This is a genomic window from Sinobaca sp. H24, from assembly GCF_023845525.1.
Map to the genome: position 1 here is coordinate 38,826 of NZ_JALBWT010000002.1, position 11,776 is coordinate 50,601.

Below are 11,776 nucleotides of genomic sequence, written 5' to 3' on the forward strand. Positions count from 1 at the left end.
TTTTAATATGGATACGAATCAACAGGCTCTGCAGGAATTACAGGAAGGAAATATGGAAGAAGCAGCCAGACTATTAAATCAGGCGATTGAAGAAGAGCCGAATAACCCGGTCGCCTATATTAATTTTGGAAACCTGCTTGCCGAACTGGGAGAAGCAGAAAAAGCGCTGCGCTTTTTTGAAAAAGGGATAGAGCTGGACAGCAGCGCCGCTGCCGCATACTACGGAGCGGGCAATGTTTTGTTTAATGAAGATAAGTTTGCGGAAGCACTGACGATGTATCAGCAGGCCCATAAAGCCGGGCTTGATGACAGCAGTCTTCATTACATGCTCGGAATGGCGTATTTTCAGTCCGGTCGTGTACCCCATGCGATGGCTTCTTTTAAACGCGCCGTAGAGCTGGACGCAGAAGATACGGAAGCCCGCTTTTACTACGCAATGAGTATGGCACAGAACGGAATGGTCGAAGAGGCAGTTACAGAGTTTCACGTGGTGACAGAGCAGGACCCGGAACATGCGGATGCCTATTTTAATCTGGGAGTAGGCTATCTTCATACGAAAGGTGCCGCGGAGGCGCTTCCCTACTTTGAACAGGCGATTGAAATAGAGCCGGACCATATGCTTGCCCATAACGGCAAAAAAGAGGCGTCCAAGCTATTAAATGAGTAACGGAGGAATAAGCGATGAATGACTATTATCCGGAAGCCTATGCCTCCTCTTATATTACAGGCTCTGTGCTTCATATTATTTTCCGGAATGAGGAAAATGGGTATACTGTTTTAGTCATTAAAGTAAAAAAATCAGAACCAAAGCTTGATGAAAAGAAAATGAGCATCGTCGGCTACTTTCCGGAAATTGACAGTGAAGAAATGTACCGCTTTGAAGGAGCGTATAAAGATCATCCCCGGTTTGGCAAACAATATGTAGTGCAGTCCTATGAAAAGCTGGTGCCGACGGAAAAAGAAGCATTAATTGGATATTTATCGAGCGACCGTTTTCCAGGTATTGGGGAGAAGACAGCAGGGAAATTAGTCGAGGCGTATGGTGAAAATGTAATTTCTCATGTGCTCGATGACCCGGAACGATTAAAAGAAGTGGTCGGATGGAACGAAGAAAAACGGAATAAAGTGTACCAGGCGATGCTTGAAAACCAGGGAATGGAGAGAGCGATCACGCGTCTTACCCGTCTTGGGTTTGGTATGGAACTGGCCGTGAAAATCTACAATTCCTATAAAGAACAGACGCTTCATATTATTGAATCTTCTCCTTATCAGCTCGTATGGGATATCCAGGGCATTGGTTTTGTAAAAGCCGACCGTCTCGGTAAAAGTCTTGGTATTAAGCATGACGACTTAGAAAGAGTAAAAGCAGGTATTTTATACTTATTGTATGAAAAAACCATGCAGGAGGGCCATGTCTATGTGCCGGCGCTGGACCTGCTTGAAGAAGCAGGCGAGCTTCTGAAAGAAAGACAGCCCATGGAAGCCGATTTACTGGCGGAGGGCCTCCGGGTGCTGGAACAGGAAGAAAAGGTCAGCCGGGAAGATCAGTTTGTATACGTTTCTTCTTTATACTATGCAGAAAAAGGGTTTGCCGCAAAAGTACGAAAGATGGCTGAATCCGGGGAGCTCGAAGAAACGTTTCCTGAATCGGAATTTCTGGAAGCACTTGGAGAAACGGAAGAAAAGTACAGCATTGAATATGCCGAACAGCAGAAAGAAGCTATAAAACAGGCGATCCACTCCAAAATTATGATTCTGACCGGTGGGCCGGGTACCGGTAAAACAACGGTTATCCGGGCTATTGTGGAAGTGTTTGCTTCACTCCACGGCTTTCCGCTCGATCCGAAAGAGTATAAAAAAGATGAAGCCTATCCTATCGTGCTCGCCGCACCTACAGGACGCGCAGCAAAACGAATGAAAGAATCCACAGGTCTGGCTGCCTCCACGATTCATAAGCTTCTTGGTTTTAATGGCGAAGAAGGAATGGATATTGAAGCAAGGGAGGAGGATTTGTATCTGCCCGGCAAGCTGCTGATCATAGATGAAGTATCGATGGTGGATATGTGGCTTGCCAACCAGCTGTTCCGTGCTGTGCCGGATGATATGCAGGTCATTCTTGTTGGTGATGAAGACCAGCTGCCATCTGTCGGACCGGGACAGGTGCTGACGGATTTAATCGAATCCGATAAGCTGCCGGTCGTATCGTTGTCTGTCGTCTACCGGCAGGCTGAAGGCTCATCTATTATTGATCTGGCCCACGCCATTAAAGCTGGAGGCCTTCCGGAAGATATAAAAGGAAAATATCCGGACAGGCGGTTCTTTCCCTGTTCCAAAGCGCAGACGGCGGAATTGATTGTTAAAGTTTGTGATGGTGCTGTAAAAAAAGGATACGATCCGATGGATATCCAGGTGCTTGCCCCCATGTACAGGGGACCGGCAGGCGTGCATGAATTAAACAAGCAGCTGCAGCACTTATTTAATCCACTTTCACAGAAAAAGAAAACTGTCAGTTTTGGAGAAGTGACCTATCAGAAGGACGATATCGTGCTTCAGCTCGTTAATAACCCGGAACAGGGTGTGTTTAATGGGGATCGCGGAAGAATTGAAGCGATCTTCGAAGCAAAAGAAACAGCAGATAAACAAATGCAGGTGATTATTACGTTTGATAATAAAGAAGTCACCTATTCACGGCAGGATCTGAACCAGATTATGCTGGCATACTGCTCTTCCATCCACAAGTCCCAGGGAAGCGAATTTCCAATTGTAGTCGTTCCGATGCTGATGGCGTACCGCAGAATGCTGAGACGTAACTTAGTCTATACGGCGATTACAAGGGCAAAGGACTATTTAATATTGTGCGGTGAATATGAAGCACTAGAACTTGCCGTACAGACAGAACACAAAGATACCCGCTATACACGACTGAAAGAAAAGCTGGAAACACCTTCAGATGAGACGGTTAACAAATAAAGTGGCTGTTCTGCCAGAGACACCGCCTGGTCTTTATTGCATGTGCGGTTTTCCTTCGTTTCAGCAGAGGGGACCATCATGATAATACAAGAAACCTCGTATTCCTTTCAAAAGGAATACGAGGTTTCTTGATGAACCTTTTTTCTAATGAAATGGAACATCAAATCCACAAAATAGGTTTTGGACAGCCCCTTTGTTATTTAGAAAACATGCCTTTGAAAGCGAATGATACATTCTGAGGCCTTTCAGCAAGGCGCCTCATAAAGTAGCTGTACCAGTCGTTACCAAAAGGTACGTAAGTTCTGAATCTATATCCCTCTTGTGCAAGAGCCTCCTGCATGTCAGTGCGGAAGCCATATAACATCTGAAATTCGAATTGATCAGCAGGAATCCCTGCTTCGGCAGTGAAGTTCTTGACCTCTTCAATAATCCGGTGGTCATGTGTTGCAATGGCCGTGTAGCTGCCGTTAGTTAAATGCTGTTTAATAATATTCAGGAAGTTAGCATCAATCTGCTTTTTATCCTGCCAGGCAACAGCATCACTTTCTTTGTAGGCGCCTTTGACTAAACGAAGCGGCACTCCTTTTAAATCATCTATATCGTCAGAGGCTCTGTATAAGTATGCCTGAATTACGGTGCCCACGTTGTCATATTCTTTCCGCAGCCTTTTCAGCATATCAAGCGTAGGCTGGCAGTGCGCATAATCTTCCATATCTATTCGTACAAATAACTCCAAAGAAGCTGCTTTTTCCAATATTTCTTTCATGAATTGGAAACAAAGCTCCCGGTCAATATCAATTCCGAGCTGCGTTAATTTTAATGAAAGATAACAGTCTGCACCGCAGCGGTCGACAGCCTCTAAAGTACGCAGGCAGTGCTCAGCAGCTTCTTTGGCTTCCTGCTCGCTGGACACAAATTCTCCGAGATGATCAACAGCAGCAAGTATGCCTTTGTGGTTAAGGGAAAGGACGGTATCCATCGCGCTTTCAATGGATTCCCCGGCGACTACTTTGGCAGCCCCCAGGTTAAATCCCCAGCGTTTAGCACTTTTATTCAGCGTTTTATTTTGTGATAAGAATAAAAAGAAATTTCTCGATGTTTTCTGCATAGCCTTCTCCTTTCATTGGGAAAAACAGCTGCTTTACAAGCGGCTGAAGGGAACCAAAGAAAATGAAACGCAGTATTCGCACGCAAAAATCTTCGCGTGCCTGCTCGAAACGAGTGTGGTTATTGAAAATATCCCCTGTGCCAGGGGGATTATAATAACATGTATTCTGTTCTATATATTCTCTACCGGGAACGAAAATTCCTTCTTTCAGGAGGAGTATACAGCGGACGTAATATTCGGGGAAATCACTCGCTTCCGCCGTTTCGATGGCTGCTTTTTGTCATGATTTACCGGTTTCAAATACGAAACAGGGAGAAAATTCACGGAATGAAACAGATAGGGGCAAAGACAGCCGGGATAGATGATTGACAGAAAGAGAAATATTCGTTATAAAAGATAAGAGAATAATAATAACACGTTGAAGGAAAAAGTACGTTTTCCACCCAGTACAGAGACTGTTTAGGCTGCTGAGATAAACAGAAGGGTCCGGATTGCGGAAAGCTGGTCCAGAGTGCACGGTAATGCGTGCCGCTTCGCTGCGTTACAAGCGTTTAAGTTGACGAAGGTTTCGTTTCCTTCGTAAACAGGGTGGTACCGCGAGCAATCTCGTCCCTGCGTCCAGGGGCGGGATTTTTTTGTCTGCAGAATTTTGACGAATAGATTGGCTAAATCCAAGGAGGAACCTACAAATGCAACAGCATACATCAGCACAGGTAAGACAGATGTTTTTAGATTTTTTCAAAGAAAAAGGACACGATATTGAACCGAGCGCTTCGCTTGTGCCAAGTGAAGACCCAACGCTTTTATGGATCAACAGCGGTGTCGCTACGCTGAAAAAATATTTTGACGGCCGCATCGTGCCGGACAATCCAAGAATTGCAAACGCCCAGAAGTCCATTCGGACCAATGATATTGAAAATGTTGGTAAAACCGCACGGCACCACACGTTTTTTGAAATGCTCGGCAACTTTTCGATCGGTGATTATTTCAAAAAAGAAGCCATTGAGTATGCATGGGAATTTCTTACCTCCGATAAATGGATTGGTTTTGAAAAGGAGCGTCTTTCTGTAACGGTGCACCCGGAGGATTTTGAAGCGTATGATCTATGGAAAGAAGTAGTCGGCCTTCCGGAGGAAAGAATTATCCGCCTGGAGGAAAATTTCTGGGATATCGGCGAAGGCCCGAGCGGACCAAACACGGAGATTTTCTATGACCGGGGCCCTGAATACGGCAATAATGAAAAAGATCCGGAGCTTTATCCAGGCGGGGAAAATGAACGGTATCTGGAAATATGGAATCTTGTATTTTCCCAGTTTAACCACAACGCAGATGACACGTATACGCCGCTTCCGAAAAAGAATATTGATACAGGAATGGGACTCGAGCGGATTGTTTCCGTTATTCAGGATGCGCGCACGAATTTTGATACGGATTTATTTCTGCCGATTATGAAAGAAATTGAAAGATTTGCAGACGTTCCCTACGGACAGAAAGAAGAATCGGACGTTTCCTATAAAGTGATTGCCGATCACATTCGTACCGTGGGATTCGCTATCGGCGACGGTGCCCTGCCGTCCAATGAGGGGCGCGGCTATGTGCTGAGACGCCTGCTTAGAAGAGCAGTACGTTACGCGAAGCTGATCGGTATTCACGAACCATTCATGTTCCAGCTTGTACCGGTGACAGGAAGCATTATGAATGATTATTACCCTGAAGTGCAGGATAAAGAAGCGTTTATCCAAAAAGTGATCAAAAATGAAGAAGAACGTTTTCATGAAACGCTGAGTGAAGGCTTAAACATTCTTTCAGATATTATGAAAAAAGCAGAAACAAATGATACAACGATTATACCGGGAGAAGAAGTGTTTCGTCTGTATGATACGTATGGCTTTCCGGTTGACCTCACAGAGGAATATTTAACGGAAGCCGGCTTCACTATGAACCGCGACAGTTTTCAAACGGCGATGCAGGAACAGCGCAGCCGGGCACGTGCTGCAAGAAAATCGACCGGTTCGATGCAGACACAGGATTCCCTCTTGTCCGACCTGAAAGAAAAAAGTGAGTTTATAGGTTATGACCAGCTGTCAGCCCGTACGACAGTCAGCACGCTTATTCATGATAAACAGGCTGTCGATGAAGTAACAGAAGGAGTAACAGCTCATATTCTGCTTGATCACACGCCTTTTTATGCAGAAAGCGGCGGCCAGGTGGCTGACACTGGATTCATCACGACCGATAACGCAACAGCAGAAGTAACAGATGTTCAAAGAGCACCAAACGGCCAGCATCTGCATGCTGTTACTGTTAAGGAAGGCACACTGAAAAAAGGGGACCTCGTCCAGGCTCAGGTCGATTCGTATACCAGAAAAGATATTGTGAAAAATCATACGGCTACACACTTAATGCATCAGGCTTTGAAAGATGTACTCGGAGAACACGTAAATCAGGCAGGGTCACTAGTGACCGGAAACAGGCTTCGTTTTGACTTTTCCCATTTCGGTCAAGTAAAGGCAGATGAACTGAAAGAAATCGAGCGGAAAGTAAATGAAAAAATCTGGGCGGATATTCCTGTCGTTATTGAAAGCAAAAAGATTGATGAAGCAAAAGCAATGGGAGCCCGGGCGCTTTTCGGCGAAAAATACGGAGACGACGTACGTGTCGTACAGATTTCAGACTATAGTATTGAATTATGCGGCGGCTGCCACGTGAATAATACCGCGGAAATCGGTATATTTAAAATTGTTTCCGAAGCGGGTACAGGAGCTGGCGTTAGAAGGATAGAAGCATTAACCGGCCAATATGCATACGGCTATATGAACGGCCAGATTGAAACACTTGAACACGCAGCGGAGCTATTGAAAGCTAAATCAGTCGATGATGTTCCTAACAGAATTGATGCACTTCATCATTCCTTAAAAGAGCTGCAGCGCGAAAATGACTCTATGTCGTCAAAACTCGGCAATGCCGAAGCCTCCACCTTGTTAAGTAAAGTACAGCAGGTGAATGGTGTATCCGTTATTGCAGAAACAGTTTCCGCCAAAGATATGGATGCGATAAGAAATACAGTTGACGAATTGAAACAGCAGCTCGAATCAGGTATTGTGGTGCTTGGAGCTGTTAATAATGACAAAGTACAAATTGTAGCAGGGGTTACAGACGATTTAATAAAGAAGGGATATAAAGCCGGGGACCTCGTAAAGCAGACAGCATCTATCTGCGGCGGCGGGGGAGGCGGACGTCCTGACATGGCCCAGGCAGGCGGCCGTAATCCGGATAAGCTCCAGGAAGCTTTGGATTCCGTTCCGGGCATGGTGGAATCTATTTCCTAAACGCTTTTAAATGTTGTACAATGGTACACGTAGAGATAGACAAACCATTTCTTTAAATGCATAATCATAGCATGTCTTTCTGTATTTATGATGATGGAAACAGACGATTTCTTTCATTAGAAAAGATAGGCAGATCGAAGGAGGCAGCATGGTGGATCCGAAAGACAAAACAGTAAAGTTTAATGTGCAGGATGAACTATCCACCGATTTGCAAGCGGAAGAAGTCCTTTTAAAAGTATATGATGCGTTGAAAGATAAAGGGTACAATCCAATCAATCAAATAGTAGGCTATCTTCTTTCCGGCGACCCTGCCTATATTCCCCGCCACAATGAAGCGAGAGCATTAATCAGGCGCCTGGAAAGAGATGAACTGCTTGAAGAATTAGTACGGTCTTACGTACAAAAAGGCGGCGGAAATGGATAGAGTACTTGGACTGGATGTTGGTTTAAAAAGAATCGGGGTTGCCCTCTCTGATCTGATGGGCTGGACTGCCCAGGGACACGATACGATTCATTTAAAAAGCAGCGCGACGGAAGAATCATTTCCTGCCATTAAGCAGATGGTAGATGAAAATGAAGTAGCGGTCGTGGTTGTCGGTCTGCCTAAAAACATGAATGGAACTATTGGGCCAAGAGGGGAACAATGCCAGGAATTTGCAGAAGCCCTTAAGAAATATATAAATATACCTGTGGTTCTTTATGATGAAAGACTGACGACGCAGGCTGCTCAGAAAACGCTGATTCAAGCTGACGTCAGCCGAAAAAAAAGAAAACAGGTAGTGGATAAAATGGCTGCTGTGTTAATATTACAGGGATACCTTGACAGGAATCAAAATTCTTTACAATAAATGGAGGCGTTATTTTTGTCTGAAGAAGAAACAGAGCGTATTGTAATACCTGACGAAGAAGGAAATGAGCATTTATTTGATGTTCTTTTTACTTTCCCTATTGAAGAACTGGGGCATTCTTATATTGTTGTTACTGCTTCCGGTAATCAGGAAAGTGAAGATGAAGAGATTGAAATCCTGGCTTTCCGTTATCAGGAAGGCGAAGATGAGGACGATATCGCTTTAGAAGAAATTGAAACAGACGAAGAGTGGGATATGGTAGAGGAAATGATTAACACGCTTGCGGATATGGAAGAGTAGAGCAGGCAACTCTGCAGGAAAGAAAAGCGCTGCCCCTGTTTTTACAGGGCATGGGCGCTTTTCTTTGTACTTTTTCAAGTATGAGCTGTTTAGTATAAAGAAAGGGGAGTCCCGTGGAAGAGATTAACCGCCCCAAAAGAAAAAGACCATTTTTAAAACGAAAACTATCTATTATTCTTTTAATCATCCTTTTTATTATTATTCTGATAACAGCGGCTGGAAGCTGGTATTTAATGAATGCTATGGGTCCTGTGAAAAGCAGCGAGCCGAAAGAAGTCGATATAGAAATAGAACAGGGATATTCTGCAGCCCAAACAGCAGATATGCTCGAAGAAAATAACTTAATACATAGCGAGGTAGTGTTTCGGTACTACTTAAGAGCAACGTCAGACTCCTCTATTCAGGCTGGTCATTATACGTTTTCGCAGGATATGCCGATAAGAGACATTGCCGGACAGCTGGAAGAGGGACCAAACGCAGAGCCTGGTATTGCATTTACCGTGCCTGAAGGAGTCTGGCTTGAAGACATAGCGTCCATTATTTCTGACAATACACCTTATTCAGAAGAGGAAGTAGCCGCCGAGCTGGAGAGCGGTGATTTTATAGCCGATGCTGGAACAGTATAGTGCAGTTACTGAAGAAATTGAAAATGAGGAAATCCTCTATCCATTGGAAGGCTATCTCTTTCCCCCACCTATGAATTTTTGAAGAAGATACGGAACTTCAGGTGATTTTAAACGAAATGATTGAACGAACGGAAGAGAATATGGTAGAATACGCCTCACAAATAGAAGAGAGCGATTATACAGTCCATCAATTACTGACTATTGCCTCTATTGTGGAAAGAGAGGCGCAGTTCGACGTTGACCGGCCGCTTATTGCGGGTGTGATTGAAAACAGGCTGGAGGCGGATATGCGGCTGGAAGTGGACCCGACGGTGGCCTATGCTATAAGGGAACACCGTTACATGACATCTCTTGATGACCTGGATACGGAATCACCTTATAATACGTATCGAAATGCAGGGCTGCCGCCAGGACCTATTTCAAGCCGGGAATTGCTTCTATTGAAGCTGTCCTCGAACCGGAAGACACGGAGTATATCTTCTTTTATGCCCGTCCCAACGGTGAAGTGATTTATAATGAATCCTTCGAAGAACACCAGCAAACCCAGGAACAGTACCGCAGTGAGTGGGAAGATGGAAGACAAACGGAAGAAGAAGAAGCTGATTAAAATTCTTTAATGCAGGGAAAGTATAGTAATAAGGGAAACCTATTTCCAAATTTCATCAAATCTAATTGAAATATGGTAAAAAATGAGTATGATGAAAACTATGGAAATAGCGATATCGCTTACATTTTTAATTGAAATATAAGAATGAACAACTTTAGAGCATTTAAGCTGAGAAAGAGGAGTGACCATAGTAATGGCAGAAGAAAAGCAAAATTATATGACTGAAGAAGGTAAAAATAAATTAGAGGAAGAACTGAATTTCCTGAAAACGGACCGCCGCACAGAAATTGTAGAGCGGATAAAGGTAGCCAGAAGTTTCGGTGATCTATCAGAGAACTCCGAGTATGATGCTGCCAAGGATGAGCAGGCTTTTGTGGAAGGCCGCATCGGACAGATTGAGAACATGCTGAAAACAGCTATTATGATTGAAGAAGATAAAACGAATAATTCTGAAGTGGCTCTTGGTAAATCCGTAACATTTAAAGAGCTTCCGGATGGAGAAAAAGAAATGTACACCATTGTCGGCAGCGCAGAATCTGATCCGCTGGAAGGCAAAATATCCAATGATTCTCCTATGGCTCAGAGCCTGCTTGGAAGAAAAGTAGGAGAAGCCGTTATGGTTAACACACCCGGCGGTGATATTGAAGTAGAAATTATTGAAGTCAGCTAATACGAAAGAAAACGACTGCCGCTGAAAAGCGGCAGTTTTTTAACATCGCCCAGGGTATCTTTCTCCTGTTTTTCCGGCGGATTACACAGTTTACAATTGTGTGTGAAAAATATAAAAACAATAGATTCTTTCAGATAACATTGTATAATAAGAAAAAGTAGTGTAGTTTTTTTGATAGGATACATAATGAAAGTGGTAGGTGAATAATCAAATGGATAGAAATAATCGAGGGTTTGGGGAAGAAAAAAGGTATGGTATGCGCCGCAAAAAAAGAATGAACCGCCTTTTAAATGCAGGAATAGCGATAGTAGCAGTACTGATTTTGTTTTTCTCTATCACGCTTCTTTTTACAGGAAATGAGGAAGCGTCTGACGAGGAGCAGAACCAGGAGCAGACTGAGGAACAGACAACAGAACCGGCAGAGACAGAACAGCCGGAGGAAGAAACATCGGCTCCGGAGGAGGAACCGGATACATCCGAATCAGAAGAAGCATCTGATTCGCAGGAAGAAGCAGAAACAGAACCTGCTCAGGAAGAAGAAACCAATACAACGGAAGAAACAGAAAGCAGTACGAGTACAGAGGAGCAGCAGAGTACAGATGAATCAGCTGCCGAGGAAGACGAGAGCGCAGCGGAGGAGGAAGAAACAGAGCAGCCTGCTTCTGATGCTGCCGAGCAGGGAGAATGGGAGCCTGTCGGGACTGAGCAAAGCGGTTCCTTTACTCCGAGCTTCGATAGAGACGGCCAGAACTGGGCGGAAATGGTAAATGCCCTCAGCGCAGCAACCGGCTTGTCTGAGGAGGAAATGACTATTTACAGGCTTGAAAATGGAGGAAGTACTACAACAGCAGTAGGAACGGTCTCTAATAGTGAAAACCGGAGCACGCCGTACCGTGTGGAAATGGAATTTATTGAAGGCCAGGGCTGGCAGCCGACAAATGTAGAAGTGTTAAGCAGCAATCCTTATTAAAAATAAAAATGCTTCAGCAAAGACCCCCCTTACAATAGTAAGGGGGGTCTTGAGCGGTGACAAAAACTTCCGATAGACAGATGAGGAGTTTGTCTATGTTTTTAACGCGGGGCGGCTGCTTTAAAGTGAACAGAAGCTGTAAATATCGGCCGGCCGTGCTCAGGGTGATAGTAAACATGATGCTGGACCTGATGCACTTCAAGCATAATGGCTTCATTTACTTCAACTTTCTGCTGAATAGCGTCTTCTAATTTTTTTATGTGATCTGCTTCAAAAAACTCAATTTTATCTTTTAATGGGCCAACACTAATATTCAATAGAAACGAATCCTCTCTTTGTCTAATTGTA

Annotated in this window: 12 protein-coding genes and 1 pseudogene; 11 read left to right on the plus strand and 2 right to left on the minus strand. The window is 44.2% G+C overall.

The window, feature by feature from the left end:
- Nucleotides 1–7 precede the first annotated feature (7 nt).
- Complete coding sequence (locus tag MMY81_RS03240) at nucleotides 8–667, plus strand: tetratricopeptide repeat protein (RefSeq protein WP_252311644.1); 660 nt, start codon at nucleotides 8–10, stop codon at nucleotides 665–667.
- Between the two features lie 14 nt (nucleotides 668–681).
- Nucleotides 682–2,970 carry an SF1B family DNA helicase RecD2 gene (gene recD2 / locus MMY81_RS03245; RefSeq protein WP_252311645.1) on the plus strand — a complete coding sequence of 763 codons (2,289 nt, stop codon included), beginning with the start codon at nucleotides 682–684 and terminating at the stop codon, nucleotides 2,968–2,970.
- 196 nt (nucleotides 2,971–3,166) lie between these two features.
- Here the strand turns inward: recD2 and MMY81_RS03250 are convergent, their stop codons facing one another.
- On the minus strand, nucleotides 3,167–4,078 hold the full coding sequence (locus tag MMY81_RS03250; protein WP_252311646.1) for a proline dehydrogenase family protein: 912 nt from the start codon (nucleotides 4,076–4,078) through the stop codon (nucleotides 3,167–3,169).
- Between the two features lie 159 nt (nucleotides 4,079–4,237).
- Between MMY81_RS03250 and MMY81_RS03255 the strand changes: the two genes are divergently transcribed.
- The 9 genes and pseudogenes from MMY81_RS03255 to MMY81_RS03295 all read left to right on the plus strand — a co-directional run bounded on the left by MMY81_RS03255 (nucleotide 4,238) and on the right by MMY81_RS03295 (nucleotide 11,428).
- Nucleotides 4,238–4,447: a hypothetical protein gene (locus MMY81_RS03255; protein ID WP_252311647.1), complete on the plus strand. Its 210-nt coding sequence runs from the start codon at nucleotides 4,238–4,240 to the stop codon at nucleotides 4,445–4,447.
- 320 nt (nucleotides 4,448–4,767) lie between these two features.
- The gene (gene alaS / locus MMY81_RS03260) at nucleotides 4,768–7,407 is read left to right on the plus strand and encodes an alanine--tRNA ligase (RefSeq protein ID WP_252311648.1); all 2,640 of its coding nucleotides are present in this window, start codon (nucleotides 4,768–4,770) and stop codon (nucleotides 7,405–7,407) included.
- 151 nt (nucleotides 7,408–7,558) lie between these two features.
- The gene (locus tag MMY81_RS03265; RefSeq protein ID WP_120193588.1) at nucleotides 7,559–7,831 is read left to right on the plus strand and encodes an IreB family regulatory phosphoprotein; all 273 of its coding nucleotides are present in this window, start codon (nucleotides 7,559–7,561) and stop codon (nucleotides 7,829–7,831) included.
- Nucleotides 7,824–8,255, plus strand: a complete 432-nt coding sequence (gene ruvX / locus MMY81_RS03270; RefSeq protein WP_252311649.1) for a Holliday junction resolvase RuvX — start codon at nucleotides 7,824–7,826, stop codon at nucleotides 8,253–8,255. The genes MMY81_RS03265 and ruvX overlap by 8 nt, the downstream gene beginning before the upstream one ends.
- Nucleotides 8,256–8,270: 15 nt before the next feature.
- Nucleotides 8,271–8,555 carry a DUF1292 domain-containing protein gene (locus MMY81_RS03275; protein WP_120193459.1) on the plus strand — a complete coding sequence of 95 codons (285 nt, stop codon included), beginning with the start codon at nucleotides 8,271–8,273 and terminating at the stop codon, nucleotides 8,553–8,555.
- 113 nt (nucleotides 8,556–8,668) lie between these two features.
- A complete protein-coding gene (locus tag MMY81_RS33045) occupies nucleotides 8,669–9,181 on the plus strand; it encodes an endolytic transglycosylase MltG (protein ID WP_252311650.1) in 513 nt (170 codons plus the stop codon).
- Nucleotides 9,182–9,255: 74 nt separating this feature from the next.
- Nucleotides 9,256–9,671 (plus strand): annotated as a pseudogene (mltG, locus tag MMY81_RS03285) (endolytic transglycosylase MltG); the annotation flags it as partial.
- 310 nt (nucleotides 9,672–9,981) lie between these two features.
- Nucleotides 9,982–10,458 carry a transcription elongation factor GreA gene (gene greA / locus MMY81_RS03290; protein WP_120193457.1) on the plus strand — a complete coding sequence of 159 codons (477 nt, stop codon included), beginning with the start codon at nucleotides 9,982–9,984 and terminating at the stop codon, nucleotides 10,456–10,458.
- Between the two features lie 211 nt (nucleotides 10,459–10,669).
- Nucleotides 10,670–11,428, plus strand: a complete 759-nt coding sequence (locus tag MMY81_RS03295; RefSeq protein WP_252311652.1) for a YrrS family protein — start codon at nucleotides 10,670–10,672, stop codon at nucleotides 11,426–11,428.
- A 101-nt stretch (nucleotides 11,429–11,529) separates the two neighbouring features.
- Here the strand turns inward: MMY81_RS03295 and MMY81_RS03300 are convergent, their stop codons facing one another.
- Nucleotides 11,530–11,745 (minus strand): DUF2536 family protein, encoded by a 216-nt coding sequence (locus MMY81_RS03300; RefSeq protein WP_245960977.1) that lies wholly within the window; start codon nucleotides 11,743–11,745, stop codon nucleotides 11,530–11,532.
- Nucleotides 11,746–11,776: the final 31 nt, after the last annotated feature.

What these genes read in the sequence shown, in the direction of transcription:
- alaS (WP_252311648.1), top strand. Translation starts at nt 4,768, where the DNA reads ATGCAACAGCATACATCAGCACAGGTAAGACAGATGTTTTTAGATTTT.
- MMY81_RS03250 (WP_252311646.1), bottom strand. Translation starts at nt 4,078, where the DNA reads ATGCAGAAAACATCGAGAAATTTCTTTTTATTCTTATCACAAAATAAA.
- recD2 (WP_252311645.1), top strand. Translation starts at nt 682, where the DNA reads ATGAATGACTATTATCCGGAAGCCTATGCCTCCTCTTATATTACAGGC.
- MMY81_RS03255 (WP_252311647.1), top strand. Translation starts at nt 4,238, where the DNA reads ATGTATTCTGTTCTATATATTCTCTACCGGGAACGAAAATTCCTTCTT.
- ruvX (WP_252311649.1), top strand. Translation starts at nt 7,824, where the DNA reads ATGGATAGAGTACTTGGACTGGATGTTGGTTTAAAAAGAATCGGGGTT.
- MMY81_RS03295 (WP_252311652.1), top strand. Translation starts at nt 10,670, where the DNA reads ATGGATAGAAATAATCGAGGGTTTGGGGAAGAAAAAAGGTATGGTATG.
- MMY81_RS03240 (WP_252311644.1), top strand. Translation starts at nt 8, where the DNA reads ATGGATACGAATCAACAGGCTCTGCAGGAATTACAGGAAGGAAATATG.
- greA (WP_120193457.1), top strand. Translation starts at nt 9,982, where the DNA reads ATGGCAGAAGAAAAGCAAAATTATATGACTGAAGAAGGTAAAAATAAA.